The organism is Pseudomonas sp. B28(2017) (assembly GCF_002113025.1).
GTDB lineage: Bacteria > Pseudomonadota > Gammaproteobacteria > Pseudomonadales > Pseudomonadaceae > Aquipseudomonas.
Genome location: NZ_NEJH01000004.1, coordinates 267,117 through 282,286, shown reverse-complemented (window position 1 = coordinate 282,286; position 15,170 = coordinate 267,117). Strand labels below are relative to the sequence as shown.

Below are 15,170 nucleotides of genomic sequence, written 5' to 3'. Positions count from 1 at the left end.
ATAACGGCGGCTGAACCGTTTCGCTCAGCCGCAACGGTTTGATTCAGCTTTCCAGTGAGCCACCGGCCAGGGCACACAGCTGGATCGGGTCGATAATCCGGATCTCCTTGCCTTCTGCCGCGATCAGTTCGTTTTGCTGGAAGCGCGTAAAGACGCGGGACACGGTTTCTACCGCCAGGCCCAGGTAGTTGCCGATTTCGTTACGCGACATGCTCAGGCGGAATTGATTGGCGGAAAAGCCCCGGGCGCGAAAACGTGCCGAGAGGTTGACCAGGAACGTGGCGATGCGTTCGTCGGCGGTCTTTTTCGACAACAGCAGCATCATCTGCTGATCGTCACGGATTTCGCGGCTCATCACGCGCATCAACTGACGGCGCAACTGCGGCAGTTGCAGGGCCAGTTCGTCGAGGCGTTCAAAGGGGATTTCACACACCGAGGTGGTTTCCAGGGCTTGTGCCGACACCGGGTGCTTTTCGGTGTCCATGCCCGACAGGCCGACCAGTTCGCTGGGCAGGTGGAAACCGGTGAGCTGTTCTTCACCGGTGTCGCTCAGGCTGAAGGTCTTGAGGGCGCCAGAGCGGACTGCATAAACAGAATCGAAGGTATCGCCCTGACGAAACAGAAATTCGCCTTTTTTCAAAGGCCGGCCACGTTTGACGATTTCGTCCAGCGCATCCATGTCTTCCAGATTCAGCGAAAGTGGCAGGCAAAGAGGGGCCAGGCTGCAATCCTTGCAATGGGCTTGATTATGAGCGCGCAGTTTTACTGGCTCGGACATTTCTTCAATCCTTGTGGGAATTCACACATAAGACGTAAGGGTAACTCACCATAGGATATCGAGGCCAGTCTGGGGCGTTTGCTTGCAGAATTAGACTACGCGTGAAAAACGCTGGCGACTGTGTTGTTCCAGGTACGCGTCGAAAACCATGCACACCGAGCGCACCAACAGTCGCCCGGTAGGCAGGATGGTGATTCTGTCGCGATCGAGCTCGATCAGCCCGTCTTTTGCCATGTCTTGCAGTTGGGGCCAGAGTTCGCCGAAGTAGCCTTGAAAATCGATGTTGAAGGCCTGTTCGATGTTGGCGTATTCGAGGCTGAAATGGCAGATCAACTGCTGGATGACCGCGCGCCGCAGCCGGTCATCGGCATTGCATAGCAGGCCGCGGCTGGTGGCCAGCTGCATTGACGCAAGGGCGTTCTGATAGTGGTTCAGGTCGCTGCTGTTCTGGCAGTAAAGGTCGCCGATCTGGCTGATTGCCGAGACGCCGAGGCCGATCAAGTCGCAGTGGCCGTGAGTGGTGTAGCCCTGGAAATTGCGTTGCAGGGTCGATTCTTCCTGGGCAATCGCCAGCTCGTCATCGGGCAGGGCGAAGTGGTCCATGCCGATGTAGCGGTAGCCGGCAGTGGTCAGTTGCTCAATGGTGCGCTGCAGCATTTCCAGTTTCTGCGCGGGCGTCGGCAGTTCATCGCTGTTGATGCGCCGCTGCGGCATGAAGCGTTCCGGCAGGTGGGCGTAGTTGAACACCGATAATCTGTCCGGTTGCAGGCGGATGACCTCGTCGACGGTGCGGGCGAAATTCTCCGGCGTCTGTCTCGGCAGGCCGTAGATCAGGTCGATGTTGATCGAGCGAAACTGCAAGGTGCGGGCAGCGTCGATCACTGCGCGGGTTTCTTCCAGGCTTTGCAGGCGGTTAACCGCTCGCTGGACCGCCGGGTCGAGGTCTTGCAGGCCGATGCTGACCCGATTGAAGCCCAGTTCGCGCAGCAGGCCCATGGTCGACCAGTCGGCCTCGCGCGGGTCTATCTCGATGCCGTAGTCGCCGGAGTCGTCGTCCAGCAAATTGAAGTGTTTGCGCAAGTGCGCCATCAATTGGCGAAGTTCGTCATGGCTGAGAAAGGTCGGCGTGCCGCCACCGAAGTGCAGTTGCTCGACTTTCTGCGTGGGGTCGAGGTGGCAGGCGATCAAGCGGATTTCCTGTTCCAGGCGCTGCAAATACGGCTGCGCCCGGCCGCGATCCTTGGTGATCACCTTGTTGCAGGCGCAGTAATAGCAAATGTTCGCGCAGAACGGCACGTGAACGTACAGCGACAGCGGGCGTTGGGCCTTGCGGCTGTCGCGCAGGGCGTGAAACAGGTCGAAGGTGCCGACCTGGCTGTTGAATTGCACGGCGGTCGGGTACGAGGTGTAGCGCGGTCCCGCCAGGTCATAACGGCGGATCAGATCGGTGTCCCAACGAATGGCGTCGAGCATCATGCGGGCATTCCCCCGGATAGGCTGGCAGTGTCAGCCACTTTATGCGAGGGCGGGTTGGGGGATCTTGATTTGCATCAAGGTCAGAATCTTTGTCGTTTGTGAGGGCCTCATCGCGAGCTTGCTCGCGATGGGCGCGCCGCCGGTTTAATGCCCCATGAGCCAATGCTGATGCGGCCCCGGCAAGGTCCAGAGACCAAACAACATCACCAGCATCCCGCCGGCCATCCGCACGCTGCGTTTGCGCAACAGCGCGGTGATGCGCTCGGCGGCAAGGCCTGTCGCCAGCAGCACCGGCCAGGTGCCGAGCCCGAACGCGAGCATCAACAATGCACTGTCCAGCGCGTTGCCCTGACTGGCTGACCATAACAAGGTGCTGTAGACCAGGCCGCACGGCAGCCAGCCCCAGAGTGCACCCAACAGCAGCGCGCGCGGAACGCTCGATACCGGCAGCAGCCGGTTGGCGACTGGCTGGATGTGCTGCCACAAGCCTCGACCGAGGCTTTCGATACGGGTCAGGCCGCTCCACCAACCGGCCAGGTACAGGCCCATGGCGACCAGCAGCAGTCCGGCGAGGATACGCATGAACATCGCCGCCGGGCTGCTGGCCACGGCCCATCCGGCCAGACCGATCAGCAGTCCGGCGCAGGCATAGCTCAGAATCCGCCCCAGGTTGTAGGCCAGCAGCAGGCGAAAGCGGCGACTGCGTTGTTCCTTGGGAATCGCCAGGGTCAGCGCGCCCATCAAGCCGCCGCACATGCCCAGGCAATGGCCGCCGCCAAGCAAGCCGAGGATCACCGCAGACACCAGCAGGGGCGCAAACTCAAGCATGGGGTGGGGCCTTGTCTTGCGGTTTGGCCGGATTGGTTGGTTGACCGCTGGCCTCATCGACGGCGGCGGTGTGGTTCGGGTCCTGGTCGTCGAACAGGATGCTGTGGGCCGGGCCGTCGAGGTCGTCGTACTGACCACTGTCGACCGCCCAGAAGAAGATATAGACGGCGATGGCCACGATCAGCAGCGCAGCGGGAATCATCACGTAAAGAGCTGGCATCTGGACTCCATGCCCGTGCGGCTCAGGCCGGCAGCGGGCGGGTTTCTGGCGTGGCGGAGAGGGTGGGCGCGCTCGGCATTCGAGTCAGGCGCAGCGCGTTCAACACCACGGTCAACGAACTGATCGACATGCCCACTGCAGCCCATACCGGCGTGATCCAGCCGAGGGCGGCGAAGGGCAACATGAGGCCATTGTACAACCCGGCCCACAGCAGGTTCTCGATAATGATCCGACGGGTGCGCCGCGCCAGGCTGAAAGCTTGCACCAGCGCGTCAAGGCGGTTGGACAGCAACACGGCATCGGCACTGGTTTTCGCCAGGTCGGTGGCCGAGCCCATGGCGACGCTGATATCCGCAGCCGCCAGTACCGGCACGTCATTGACCCCGTCACCGAGCATCAACACCTTGCGACCTTCTTTGTGCAGTCGTTGCAGGACCTGCAGTTTATCGTCCGGACGCAAACCGCTGCGGGCTTCATCGATACCGAGTTGCGCTGCCACGCTGGCGACCATCGGCGAGCTGTCACCGGACAACAACAGCGTGCGCCAGCCACGCGCCTTGCACGCGGCCAGCAATGCGGGCGCATCGGCACGCAAGCGATCATCGAGGACGAGCCAGGCCAGCGGTCCCTGGCTGTCGCCGAGCAGCAGCCATTGGCCGGCTTCCTCGGGTATCGACGGCACCCCGGCGCCGCTGAGTTCGCAGACGAAACGCGGTTGGCCGATGCGCAGGCGTCGCCCCTCGACCAGCCCCTCCAGGCCAAGGCCCGGAGTGCTGTGGACTTCTTCGGCGGCCAGTGGCGCGCGTCCGAAAGCACGGGCGATCGGATGTTCGGAGCGGTTTTCCAGGGCGGCGGCGAGGCTCAGGCATCGATCGCTGTCGAGCGCGCCGAGCGGGCGGATCGAGCGTAGCGCCAGGCGCCCTTCGGTAAGGGTGCCGGTCTTGTCGAAAATCACCGTGTCGATCTGGTTCAGGCCTTCCAGGACATGGCCGCGGGTCAGCAACAGGCCGAGTTTGTGCAGTGTGCCGGTGGCCGCGGTGAGGGCGGTCGGCGTCGCCAGCGACAAGGCGCACGGACAGGTCGCCACGAGCATCGCCAGCACAATCCAGAAGGCACGCGAGGCATCCAGTTGCCACCACAGCAGGCCAATTGCGGCGGCAGCGATCAGCGACAACAGCAGGAACCATTGCGCGGCGCGGTCGGCGATTTCCGCCAGTCGCGGCTTTTCGGCCTGGGCACGATCGAGCAGGCGAACGATGGCCGAGAGGCGAGTGTCCTGGCCCAGGGCCTGAACCTCGACGGTCAGCGCGCCTTCGACGTTCAGGGTGCCAGCGGTGACCGCATCGCCGAGGGTGCGTGGTTGCGGCAGGTATTCGCCGGTCAGCAGCGATTCGTCGACACTCGACTGACCGTCGAGGATCTTGCCGTCAGCCGGGAGAATGGCACCGGGATGAACCAGCACCTGGTCGCCGACACGCAGTTCACTGAGCAGAATGCGTTCGCTCTGGCCGTCGGGTGCCAATCGCAGGCACGAGGCAGGCAACAGATTCACCAGCTGTGCGGTAGCGGCGGCCGTGCGCTCGCGGGCGCGCCGTTCCAGATAACGCCCGGCCAGCAGGAACAGGGCAAACATGCCGACGGCATCGAAATACAGTTCGCCGACCCCGGTGATCGACGTCCAGATCCCGGCAATGTAGGCGCTGCCGATGGCCAGCGACACCGAAACGTCCATGGTCAGGTGGCGGGTACGCAGATCGCGCATGGCGCCTTTGAAAAACGGCGCGCAGCTGTAGAACACGATCGGGGTGGTGAGGAACAGGGCGACCCAGCGCAGGATGGTGTGCAGTTCAGGGCTGAGGTCGATGTTGAATTCAGGCCAGGTGGCCATGGTTGCCATCATCGCCTGGAACCACAGCAGCCCAGCCACGCCGAGCTGGCGCAGGGCCAGGCGGTTTTCGCTGGCCAGTTGTTCGCTGGCCCGGTCGGCCTGATACGGGTGTGCGGCGTAACCGATCTGGCGCAGTTCGCTGAGTACCTGGCTCAGCGGTAATTGTGCATCGCTCCAGCGCACGTGCAGGCGGTGGTTGGACAGGTTCAGGCGCGCTTCGGCCACGGCCGGCAAGGTGCGCAGGTGTTTTTCGATCAGCCAGCCGCAGGCTGCGCAACTGATGCCTTCCATCAACAGCGTGGTTTCGGCGAGTTCGCCATCGTGGCGGACAAAGGGCTGCTGCACATCGGCGCGGTCGTACAGCGCCAGTTCGTCCACCAGTTGCACCGGCAGCGCCTCGGGGTTGGCCGAGGCTTCGCTGCGGTGCTGGTAATAGCTTTCCAGGCCGCCGGCGACAATGGCCTCGGCCACGGCCTGGCAGCCCGGGCAGCAGAATTCGCGGGACTCCCCGAGCACGACGGCGGTGAAGCGACTGCCGGTCGGGACGGGCAGGGCGCAGTGATAGCAGGGGAATGGGGTTGTCATGAGGTGGAGTCTACATCGTCCGGGAGGGCCTCATCGCGAGCAGGCTCGCTCCCACATTTGATCGGTGTCGTGCACAGGATTCCGGTACACAGCAGATCCACTGTGGGAGCGAGCCTGCTCGCGATGCGCGAAGCGCGGTTTTACTTCTTCAGGTCTTCCGCGCCTTGCAGCGGTTCGTCGCCCAGCAGCAGATCCTTGTCATGGCTGACCGGTTCCTCTTCGAACATGCGCCAGATGTGGTCGTCCTGAGTACCGAGCAATTCGACAAAACGCCGGCCTTCGATCTTGTCGCTCAACTGGCCAATGTAGCGGCCCTGTTCGGTTTCGCTGCGACTCAGGGTGATCTTGCGATCCTTCTCCGGTTGGGTCGGCGAGATCAGGTTCAGTTCCAGGGTCTTGGGCTGGCTCTCGCCGCTCAGGCGCAGGTCAACTTCGCCGGTCAAGTCATCGAGATGAACGCTGGCGCGCATTTTCAGGGTCTGGGCCAGCAGCTCACGGTCGAGGGAGCGGTTGATGCCTTTGCCGGCCTCGTAGTAATTGTCGTTGACTAGGTTGTCCGGGTTGTTCACCGCGATGGTCACCATGGACAAGGTCAGGGCCACCGAGCAGGCCAGGATCCCGATGATGATCCATGGCCAGAGGTGCTTGTACCAGGGGCTTGCGGCAGTTGCTGCGGGCATGTTCAGTTCTCTCAACGATTCTGTGGGCCGATGAACCGGCTCTTGGCTTCAATGTGGACGCTGTCGTCATCGGCATCCTTGAGGATGAATTTCACCTCGTTGGTGCTCGACGGCAGTTTTTCCGGTGCGACGGACAGCTCGGCAGGCTGGCTGACGATCTCGCCGGCCGCGACCTTGATCTCGCGCCGGCCCTGCAATTTGAGATCCGGCAGGCCAGAGGCTTCGAGCACGTAGGTATGGTCGCGCTGGTCCTTGTTCATGATTTTCAGGCTGTAGACGTTTTCGATCCGGCCTTCGGCGTTCTCGCGGTACAGCACGCGGTCCTTGCTGACATCGAAACCCACCAGCGAGCGCATGAAGAATGCGGTCACCAGCAAGCTGATCATCGCCAGCAGCACCACGGCATAGCCGATAAGGCGCGGGCGCAGTTTATGGGTTTTCTGCCCGGACAGGTTGTGCTCGGTGGTGTAGCTGATCAACCCGCGCGGGTATTCCATTTTGTCCATGATGGCGTCGCATGCATCGATGCAGGCGGCGCAACCGATGCATTCGATTTGCAGGCCGTCGCGGATGTCGATGCCGGTCGGGCAGACCTGGACGCACATGGTGCAGTCGATGCAGTCACCCAGGCCCTGGGCCTTGTAGTCGATACCTTTTTTGCGCGGGCCACGGGACTCGCCACGGCGCGGGTCGTAGGAGACGATCAGGGTGTCCTTGTCGAACATCACGCTCTGGAAGCGTGCGTACGGGCACATGTAGATGCACACCTGTTCGCGCAACCAGCCGGCGTTGCCGTAAGTGGCAAGGGTGAAGAAACCGACCCAGAAGTACGACCAGCCATCCGCTTCCCCGGTAAAGAAGTCGATGGTCAATTCGCGGATCGGCGAGAAGTAGCCGACGAAGGTCATGCCGGTGACGAAGCCGATCAGCAGCCACATGGCGTGCTTGCTGGATTTACGCAGGAACTTGTTGGCGCTCATGGGCGCCTTGTCGAGCTTGATGCGCTGGTTGCGGTCGCCTTCGGTGACCTTTTCACACCACATGAAAATCCAGGTCCAGACGCTCTGCGGGCAGGTGTAACCGCACCAGACCCGGCCTGCATAGACCGTGATGAAGAACAGGCCGAACGCGGCGATGATCAACATGCCCGACAGCAGGATGAAGTCCTGGGGCCAGAAGGTGGCGCCGAAAATGAAGAACTTGCGCTCCGGCAGGTTCCACCAGACCGCCTGATGGCCGCCCCAGTTCAGCCACACAGTGCCGAAATACAGCAGGAACAACACGGCACCGCCGGTCATCCGCAGGTTGCGGAACAGGCCGGTGAAGGCACGGGTGTAGATTTTTTCTCTGGAGGCGTAGAGGTCGACGCTGTTGTTCGCGTTCTTGTTGGGTGGAGTGATGTCGTGTACCGGAATCTGGTTGCTCATCATTGCATCCCACGGCAGTGGAAAAATGCCTCGGTCAGTACGTGCCGACCGAGGTCAAAAAGGGGTGTTGCAGTGGCTCAATGATACGCCTGTCGCTCTGGCCTGCGGGTGCGACCTTTGGTCACGTTTGGTAAAATCAATTGATGGTGTAATGACTTGAATCAATTGACTTGAGAATTATGGACGAGTTTTCGGGGTGGGGCTTTCAATCCTGTTTCCCTTCATGAGCGCTCTTTGCGATTGAACATCTGAAGGTCGGCACCTGGCCTTAAACAGAGCGGCCCCGCCAATTCACATTGGCGGGGCCGTTTTTTGTTGCTTCAAGCGTTTGCCTTACTGGGCGTCCGCTGCCTTCTCACCGTGAGACAGGCTGTAGACGTAAGCGGCCAGCAGGTGAACCTTGTCGTTGCCTTGCAGCTGTTCTTGTGCAGGCATCTGGCCCTGACGGCCGTAACGGATGGTCTGCTGCAGTTGAGCGAAGCTCGAACCGTAGATGAACGCGGCAGGGTGAGTCAGGTCAGGTGCGCCCATCGCTGGCGTGCCTTTGCCTTCCGGACCGTGGCACGCCACGCAGTTGGTGGCGAACAGTTTCTGCCCGGCAGCCGGATCGGCCTTGGTGCCTTCTGGCAGCTTGCGGCCATCGAGGTTGGTCAGGACAAACGCGGCCACGTCGGCCACACCTTGCTCGCCAATCACTTCAGCCCACGCTGGCATCACGGCATGACGGCCGCCCATGATGGTGGTCTTGATGGTTTGCGGCTCGCCGCCCCAGCGCCAGTCGGCGTCGGTCAGGTTAGGGAAGCCATAGGCGCCCTTGGCGTCGGAACCATGGCAAACCGAGCAGTTGGAGGCGAACAGGCGGCCACCCATCTTCAGGGCTTGCGGGTCCTTGGCCACTTCTTCGATTGGCATGGCCGCGAACTTGGCGAAGATCGGACCGAACTTGGCGTCCGACCTGGCCATTTCCTTTTCCCACTCGTGAACGCCGGTCCAGCCGGTCTGGCCGTTGGCGAACGGGGTCTGCTTCTCGTTGTCGAGGTAGCCGTAACCCGGCAGCAGGCCTTTCCAGTTACCCAGGCCCGGATACAGCGCCAGGTAGCCCAATGCGAAGACGATGGTGCCCACGAACAGCATGAACCACCATTTCGGCAGCGGGTTGTCGTACTCCTCGATCCCGTCGAAGGAGTGCCCGACTGTCTCGTCCGTCTGCTCTGCGCGCTGGCCCTTGCGGGTCGACAGCAGCAGCCAGGTCAGGGAAAAGATCGTACCGAGACTGAGGACTGTGACGTACAGACTCCAGAATGTAGTCATTCTTTGTTACTCCTAGAAGCTTGCTCGACGTGCTTGATGGCTTCGGGATCATCCGCGAAAGGCAGCAAGGTCGCGTCTTCAAACTCCGACTTGCGCTTGGGACTGAACACCCACAGTGCCAGTCCGATGAAGGCCACCATGACAACTACGGTGCCCAGGCCACGAATCATCCCGATATCCATTTAGATCACCGTTTGCTTTTGATGATGGTGCCCAGGCCTTGCAAATAGGCCACCAGCGCGTCCATTTCGGTTTTGCCCTTCACGGCATCCTTCGCACCGGCGATGTCTTCGTCGGTGTAAGGAACGCCGAGCGTGCGCAACACTTCCATTTTCTTGGCGGTGTCTTTGCCGTCGAGCTTGTTTTCCACGAGGAACGGGTAGGCCGGCATTTTCGATTCAGGCACTACGTTGCGCGGGTTGTACAAGTGCGCACGCTGCCAGTCATCGGAGTAACGACCGCCAACGCGGGCCAGGTCCGGGCCGGTACGCTTGGAACCCCACAGGAACGGGTGGTCCCAGACGCTTTCACCGGCGACCGAGTAGTGGCCGTAGCGTTCGGTCTCGGCGCGGAACGGACGGATCATCTGCGAGTGGCAACCCACACAACCGTTGGCGATATAAACGTCCCGGCCTTCCAGTTCAAGGGCGGTGCGAGGCTTCATGCCCTCGACCGGCTTGTTGGTGACATCCTGGAAAAACAGCGGAACGATCTGGGTCAGGCCGCCGACGCTGACGGCGATGACCATGAAGAAGGCCAGCAGGCCAATATTCTTCTCGACTGCTTCATGCTTCATCAGTGAGCTCCAACTACGATCTGTTCGGCGGCTTCAGCTTCTGCCGGGTTCGAGGCGCGTACGGTACGGAAAACGTTGTAGGCCATGAACAGCATGCCGGTGGCGAAGAACGCACCGCCCAGGGCGCGAACGATGAAGCCAGGGTGGCTGGCTTGCAGCGCTTCGACGAACGAGTAGGTGAGGGTGCCGTCGTCGTTGATTGCACGCCACATCAGGCCTTGGGTGATGCCGTTGACCCACATCGAAGCGATGTACAGGACGGTACCGATGGTCGCGAGCCAGAAGTGCGTGTTGATCAGGCCGGTGCTGTGCATCTGCGCACGACCGAACAGTTTCGGGATCATGTGGTAGATCGCGCCGATCGAGATCATCGCCACCCAGCCCAGAGCGCCGGCGTGTACGTGGCCGATGGTCCAGTCGGTGTAGTGCGAGAGCGAGTTGACGGTCTTGATCGCCATCATCGGGCCTTCGAAGGTCGACATGCCGTAGAACGCCAGGGACACCACCAGGAAGCGCAGGATCGGGTCGGTGCGCAGCTTATGCCAGGCGCCCGACAGGGTCATCATGCCGTTGATCATGCCGCCCCAGCTTGGCGCCAGCAGGATGATCGACATGGCCATGCCCAGGGACTGAGCCCAGTCCGGCAGTGCGGTGTAGTGCAGGTGGTGCGGACCGGCCCAGATGTACAGGGTGATCAGCGCCCAGAAGTGCACGATCGACAGGCGATAGGAGTAGATCGGACGCTCGGCCTGTTTCGGCACGAAGTAGTACATCATCCCCAGGAAGCCGGTGGTCAGGAAGAAGCCCACGGCGTTGTGGCCGTACCACCACTGGATCATCGCGTCCGTCGCACCCGAGTAGGCCGAATAGGACTTGAACAGGCTGACCGGCAGCGACATGTGGTTGACGATGTGGAGCATCGCGGTCACGACGATGAACGCGCCGTAGAACCAGTTACCCACATAGATGTGCTTGGTCTTGCGCTTGACGATGGTGCCGAAGAACACCAGACCGTAAGTGACCCAGACAATGGCCAGCAGAATAGCCAGGGGCCATTCCAGTTCCGCGTATTCCTTGGTGGTGGTGAAACCCATCGGCAAGGTAATGATCGCGCCGACAATCACCGCTTGCCATCCCCAGAAGGTAAAGGCGGCGAGGCTGTCGGAAATCAGTCGCGTTTGGCAGGTTCGCTGCACGACGTAATAAGAAGTGGCAAACAGTGCACATCCACCGAAGGCGAAAATCACTAGGTTGGTGTGCAGCGGGCGCAGGCGTCCAAAGCTCGTCCACGGCAGGCCGAAGTTCAATTCCGGCCAGACCAGTTGCGAGGCGATGAAGACACCGAGCCCCATGCCAAGGATCCCCCAGACCACCGTCATGATGGCGAACTGGCGGACTACCTTATAGTTATAAGCAGTCGGACTGATTGCTGTGCTCATTCTAAGGTTCCACGGTTTGGGTGTTTTATTAGGATTAAAAATCGGCCGCAAGTATGGAGAAAGCAGGGGGTCATTGCAACGCGCCATGACCTGGGTCAATGCTTTCAAATGCTGATTCTGCGGCCTTTCCATGCGCCGCGTAGGGACAAATTTGCCCGCGGGCAAAACATCCCGGCGGACTGATCAGGCGAGGGGGTCAGGTCGGATGTAACGGGGTGTGTTCAAATGCAACGTTTGGCTGACCGAAGGCAATTGGTGCGACAGCCGGTATCTACCAGCCTTTGCGGCCTGTCATCGGGCAGATTCGTCGAACACATCGTTCAGGGTCGACCTGGAACCGGCACCGGCCAGTCCGCGTCGGGGGAAGCTTAGACCCGAATCCCGGGATCCGAAAGGAAGTCTGCGCGAGGGTGCGACAATGGGTCGCAAAGGGGCAGGGAACTGCCGCATCCGGGAGAATGCGGCAGCAGAGCGGTCGGGATTTATTCGCGGTTGTCTTCAGCCTGCAGGCGCTCGGTATTCAAACCGTGTGACAGGCTGTACACATACGCGGCCAGCAGTTGCACTTTGTCATTGCCGAGCAGTTCGTTTTGCGCTGGCATATGGCCCTGGCGACCATGACGAATCGTTTGTTCGAGTTGCGTCAGGCTGGTGCCATAGATGAAGCCGGTCGGGTGTGTCAGGTTCGGCGCGCCCATGGCTTCAGTGCCCTGGCCGTTTGCCCCGTGACAGGCGACGCAGGTGGTACTGAACGCTTGCTGTCCGGCCTGCAGGTCGGCTTTGCTGTCGGCAGGCAACGGCAGGCCGGCCAGATCATGGCGCACATAAGCGGCGACGTTCTTCACGCCTTCTTCCCCAAGGACTTCACCCCAGGCCGGCATCGCCGCCATCCGGCCACCCATGATGGTGGTCTTGATGGTTTCTGCGCTGCCGCCCCAGCGCCAGTCGCTGTCGGTCAGGTTGGGGAAGCCGAACGCACCCTTGGCATCCGAGCCGTGGCACACCGAGCAGTTGGAGGCAAACAGGCGGCCGCCCATTTTCAGCGCCTGTGGGTCCTTGGCCACTTCTTCCACGGGCATCGCCGCGAACCTGGCGAAGATCGGCCCGAACTTCGCGTCAGCCTTGGCCATTTCCTTTTCCCACTCGTGCACGCCGGTCCAGCCGTTTTCATAGCCGGGCAGGATGCCTTTCCAGTTGCCCAGGCCGGGATAGAGGATCAGGTAGCCAACGGCAAACACCAGGGTGCCGGCGAACAGCATGAACCACCATTGCGGCAACGGATTGTCGTATTCCTCGATGCCGTCGAAGCTGTGGCCCATGGTCTGGTCGACGCTGCCCTTGGTTTCACCCTTGCGTGTGCCGATCAGCAGCCAGGTCAGGCCGATCAGGCTGCCGATGGTCAGTACGCAGATCCACGTACTCCAGAAGGTGGTCATGGCCGGGTACTCCTTGTTGCTGATTCTTCGGTGATGTCGGGTTGTGGCTCATCGGCGAACGGCAGCAGGCGCGCTTCGGCGAATGCCGGGCTGCGCTTGCCGTTGAACACCCACAGGGTCAGGCCGACGAAGGCCACGAACACCACGACCGTGCCCAGGCCGCGGATCATTCCAGTGCTGACTTCAAAGGGCATGGCTCACCTCTTGCTCTTGATGGCAGTGCCGAGCACTTGCAGGTAGGCGACCAGCGCATCCATTTCACTCTTGCCTTTGAGCGATGCGACGGCGCCGGTGATGTCCTCGTCGGTGTACGGCACGCCCAGGGTGCGCATGGCGCGCAGCTTGGTTTCGGTGTGGCTGCTGTCGAGCTGATTGGCCACCAGCCACGGGTAGGCCGGCATCTTCGATTCAGGTACGACGTTGCGCGGGTTGTACAAGTGTGCCCGGTGCCAGTCATCCGAGTAGCGCGCGCCGACCCGCGCCAGGTCCGGTCCGGTGCGTTTCGAGCCCCACAGGAACGGGTGATCCCAGACGCTTTCACCGGCCACCGAGTAGTGCCCGTAGCGCTCGGTCTCGGCGCGGAACGGACGGATCATCTGTGAGTGGCAGCCGACGCAGCCTTCGCGGATATAGATGTCGCGACCTTCCAGTTGCAGCGCGGTGTAGGGCTTCATGCCTTCCACCGGTTTGTTGGTCACGTCCTGGAAGAATAGCGGGACGATCTGGGTCAGGCCGCCGATGCTCACGGCCAGGATCATCAGCAGCAGCAACAGGCCGACGTTTTTCTCGATAGTTTCGTGTTTCATGGCGGACTCCTCAGGCCATCTGCGCGGCAGCGGCGACTTCGGCAGGCTGCGAGGCCCGCACGGTGCGCCAGGTGTTGTAGGCCATCAGCAACATGCCGCTGAGGAAGATCGCCCCACCCACCAGCCGCACGACGAAGCCTGGATGGCTGGCCACCAGGGTTTCGACGAAGGAGTAAGTCAGCGTGCCGTCCTCGTTCACCGCACGCCACATCAGGCCCTGGGCGATACCGTTGACCCACATCGAGGCGATGTACAGAACGGTGCCGATAGTGGCGAGCCAGAAGTGCGCGTTGATCAGGCCGATGCTGTGCATCTGCTCGCGTCCGAAGACTTTCGGGATCATGTGGTACAGCGCGCCGATGGAAATCATCGCCACCCAGCCGAGCGCGCCGGCGTGTACGTGGCCGATGGTCCAGTCGGTGTAGTGGGAGAGGGCGTTGACCGTCTTGATCGCCATCATCGGCCCTTCGAAGGTCGACATGCCGTAGAACGCCAGCGACACCACGAGGAAGCGCAGGATCGGGTCGCTGCGCAGCTTATGCCAGGCGCCCGACAGGGTCATCATGCCGTTGATCATCCCGCCCCAGCTCGGCGCCAGCAGGATCAGCGACATCACCATGCCCAGCGATTGCGCCCAGTCCGGCAGCGCGGTGTAGTGCAAATGGTGCGGGCCGGCCCAGATGTACAGGGTGATCAGCGCCCAGAAGTGCACGATCGACAGGCGATAGGAATACACCGGCCGCTCGGCCTGTTTCGGCACGAAGTAGTACATCATCCCGAGGAAACCGGCGGTGAGGAAAAAGCCTACGGCGTTGTGTCCGTACCACCATTGCACCATCGCATCGGTGGCCCCGGAGTACAGCGAGTAGGACTTGGTGAGGCTGACCGGCAGTTCCATGTTGTTGACGATGTGCAGGATCGCCACGGTGATGATGAATCCGCCGAAGAACCAGTTACCGACATAGATGTGTTTGGTCTTGCGCTGCATGATCGTGCCGAAGAACACGATGGCGTAGGCGACCCAGACGATGGTGATCAGGATGTCGATCGGCCATTCCAGCTCGGCATATTCCTTGGAGCTGGTATAGCCCAGCGGCAGGCTGATGGCCGCCAAGAGAATTACAAGCTGCCAGCCCCAGAAACAGAACGCAGCGATTTTCGGCGCAAACAACCGGGTCTGGCAGGTGCGTTGCACCGAATAGAACGAACTGGCAAACAACGCGCAGCCGCCAAAGGCGAAGATCACGGCGTTGGTGTGCAGTGGGCGCAAGCGGCCGAAGCTGGTCCACGGCAAATTGAAGTTGAGTTCGGGCCAGACCAACTGGGCGGCGAGAAAAACCCCGAGCCCCATGCCGACGATGCCCCACACCACCGTCATAATGGCGAATTGGCGGACCACCTTGTAGTTGTAGGCGGTACTGATAGAAGTGTTCATGGTTCCCCATCCACGGTTCAGCCGAAGTGAGCGCGTTCGCGCAAGGCAGTACACCCTTCGGCCGG

The 15,170-nt window shown here is 61.3% G+C and carries 15 protein-coding genes; all 15 read right to left on the bottom strand.

What is annotated here, in order from left to right:
- Nucleotides 1-43: 43 nt before the first annotated feature.
- Nucleotides 44-778 carry a fumarate/nitrate reduction transcriptional regulator Fnr gene (fnr, locus tag CAF65_RS13965; RefSeq protein ID WP_007995802.1) on the bottom strand — a complete coding sequence of 245 codons (735 nt, stop codon included), beginning with the start codon at nucleotides 776-778 and terminating at the stop codon, nucleotides 44-46.
- 90 nt (nucleotides 779-868) lie between these two features.
- The gene (gene hemN / locus CAF65_RS13960) at nucleotides 869-2,251 is read right to left on the bottom strand and encodes an oxygen-independent coproporphyrinogen III oxidase (protein ID WP_085717055.1); all 1,383 of its coding nucleotides are present in this window, start codon (nucleotides 2,249-2,251) and stop codon (nucleotides 869-871) included.
- Between the two features lie 147 nt (nucleotides 2,252-2,398).
- Nucleotides 2,399-3,082 carry a sulfite exporter TauE/SafE family protein gene (locus CAF65_RS13955; protein ID WP_085716789.1) on the bottom strand — a complete coding sequence of 228 codons (684 nt, stop codon included), beginning with the start codon at nucleotides 3,080-3,082 and terminating at the stop codon, nucleotides 2,399-2,401.
- On the bottom strand, nucleotides 3,075-3,302 hold the full coding sequence (ccoS, locus tag CAF65_RS13950; protein WP_085716788.1) for a cbb3-type cytochrome oxidase assembly protein CcoS: 228 nt from the start codon (nucleotides 3,300-3,302) through the stop codon (nucleotides 3,075-3,077). Before ccoS ends, CAF65_RS13955 begins: the two co-directional genes overlap by 8 nt.
- A gap of 22 nt (nucleotides 3,303-3,324) precedes the next feature.
- Complete coding sequence (locus CAF65_RS13945) at nucleotides 3,325-5,775, bottom strand: heavy metal translocating P-type ATPase (protein WP_085716786.1); 2,451 nt, start codon at nucleotides 5,773-5,775, stop codon at nucleotides 3,325-3,327.
- Nucleotides 5,776-5,915: 140 nt separating this feature from the next.
- Complete coding sequence (locus CAF65_RS13940; RefSeq protein ID WP_085716785.1) at nucleotides 5,916-6,455, bottom strand: FixH family protein; 540 nt, start codon at nucleotides 6,453-6,455, stop codon at nucleotides 5,916-5,918.
- Between the two features lie 11 nt (nucleotides 6,456-6,466).
- Nucleotides 6,467-7,882 carry a cytochrome c oxidase accessory protein CcoG gene (gene ccoG, locus CAF65_RS13935; RefSeq protein ID WP_085716784.1) on the bottom strand — a complete coding sequence of 472 codons (1,416 nt, stop codon included), beginning with the start codon at nucleotides 7,880-7,882 and terminating at the stop codon, nucleotides 6,467-6,469.
- Between the two features lie 333 nt (nucleotides 7,883-8,215).
- On the bottom strand, nucleotides 8,216-9,193 hold the full coding sequence (ccoP, locus tag CAF65_RS13930) for a cytochrome-c oxidase, cbb3-type subunit III (protein WP_085716783.1): 978 nt from the start codon (nucleotides 9,191-9,193) through the stop codon (nucleotides 8,216-8,218).
- Nucleotides 9,190-9,375 (bottom strand): CcoQ/FixQ family Cbb3-type cytochrome c oxidase assembly chaperone, encoded by a 186-nt coding sequence (locus CAF65_RS13925; RefSeq protein ID WP_003175465.1) that lies wholly within the window; start codon nucleotides 9,373-9,375, stop codon nucleotides 9,190-9,192. Before CAF65_RS13925 ends, ccoP (CAF65_RS13930) begins: the two co-directional genes overlap by 4 nt.
- A 5-nt stretch (nucleotides 9,376-9,380) precedes the next feature.
- Nucleotides 9,381-9,989, bottom strand: coding sequence for a cytochrome-c oxidase, cbb3-type subunit II (gene ccoO / locus CAF65_RS13920; RefSeq protein WP_007905434.1), 609 nt, complete (start codon nucleotides 9,987-9,989; stop codon nucleotides 9,381-9,383).
- Entirely contained in the window at nucleotides 9,989-11,428 is a 1,440-nt protein-coding gene (gene ccoN, locus CAF65_RS13915) for a cytochrome-c oxidase, cbb3-type subunit I (RefSeq protein ID WP_085716782.1), read from the bottom strand. The genes ccoO (CAF65_RS13920) and ccoN (CAF65_RS13915) overlap by 1 nt, the downstream gene beginning before the upstream one ends.
- Before the next feature lie 482 nt (nucleotides 11,429-11,910).
- A complete protein-coding gene (gene ccoP, locus CAF65_RS13910) occupies nucleotides 11,911-12,864 on the bottom strand; it encodes a cytochrome-c oxidase, cbb3-type subunit III (RefSeq protein ID WP_085716781.1) in 954 nt (317 codons plus the stop codon).
- Entirely contained in the window at nucleotides 12,861-13,058 is a 198-nt protein-coding gene (locus CAF65_RS13905; protein ID WP_085716780.1) for a cbb3-type cytochrome c oxidase subunit 3, read from the bottom strand. The genes ccoP (CAF65_RS13910) and CAF65_RS13905 overlap by 4 nt, the downstream gene beginning before the upstream one ends.
- Nucleotides 13,059-13,061: 3 nt before the next feature.
- Entirely contained in the window at nucleotides 13,062-13,670 is a 609-nt protein-coding gene (gene ccoO / locus CAF65_RS13900; RefSeq protein WP_085716778.1) for a cytochrome-c oxidase, cbb3-type subunit II, read from the bottom strand.
- A gap of 10 nt (nucleotides 13,671-13,680) precedes the next feature.
- Nucleotides 13,681-15,105 carry a cytochrome-c oxidase, cbb3-type subunit I gene (gene ccoN / locus CAF65_RS13895; RefSeq protein WP_085716777.1) on the bottom strand — a complete coding sequence of 475 codons (1,425 nt, stop codon included), beginning with the start codon at nucleotides 15,103-15,105 and terminating at the stop codon, nucleotides 13,681-13,683.
- Nucleotides 15,106-15,170 lie beyond the last annotated feature (65 nt).

Coding starts and splice junctions, on each gene's coding strand:
- fnr (WP_007995802.1), bottom strand. CDS start 778: ATGTCCGAGCCAGTAAAACTGCGCGCTCATAATCAAGCCCATTGCAAG.
- hemN (WP_085717055.1), bottom strand. CDS start 2,251: ATGCTCGACGCCATTCGTTGGGACACCGATCTGATCCGCCGTTATGAC.
- CAF65_RS13955 (WP_085716789.1), bottom strand. CDS start 3,082: ATGCTTGAGTTTGCGCCCCTGCTGGTGTCTGCGGTGATCCTCGGCTTG.
- ccoS (WP_085716788.1), bottom strand. CDS start 3,302: ATGCCAGCTCTTTACGTGATGATTCCCGCTGCGCTGCTGATCGTGGCC.
- CAF65_RS13945 (WP_085716786.1), bottom strand. CDS start 5,775: ATGACAACCCCATTCCCCTGCTATCACTGCGCCCTGCCCGTCCCGACC.
- CAF65_RS13940 (WP_085716785.1), bottom strand. CDS start 6,455: ATGCCCGCAGCAACTGCCGCAAGCCCCTGGTACAAGCACCTCTGGCCA.
- ccoG (WP_085716784.1), bottom strand. CDS start 7,882: ATGAGCAACCAGATTCCGGTACACGACATCACTCCACCCAACAAGAAC.
- ccoP (WP_085716783.1), bottom strand. CDS start 9,193: ATGACTACATTCTGGAGTCTGTACGTCACAGTCCTCAGTCTCGGTACG.
- CAF65_RS13925 (WP_003175465.1), bottom strand. CDS start 9,375: ATGGATATCGGGATGATTCGTGGCCTGGGCACCGTAGTTGTCATGGTG.
- ccoO (WP_007905434.1), bottom strand. CDS start 9,989: ATGAAGCATGAAGCAGTCGAGAAGAATATTGGCCTGCTGGCCTTCTTC.
- ccoN (WP_085716782.1), bottom strand. CDS start 11,428: ATGAGCACAGCAATCAGTCCGACTGCTTATAACTATAAGGTAGTCCGC.
- ccoP (WP_085716781.1), bottom strand. CDS start 12,864: ATGACCACCTTCTGGAGTACGTGGATCTGCGTACTGACCATCGGCAGC.
- CAF65_RS13905 (WP_085716780.1), bottom strand. CDS start 13,058: ATGCCCTTTGAAGTCAGCACTGGAATGATCCGCGGCCTGGGCACGGTC.
- ccoO (WP_085716778.1), bottom strand. CDS start 13,670: ATGAAACACGAAACTATCGAGAAAAACGTCGGCCTGTTGCTGCTGCTG.
- ccoN (WP_085716777.1), bottom strand. CDS start 15,105: ATGAACACTTCTATCAGTACCGCCTACAACTACAAGGTGGTCCGCCAA.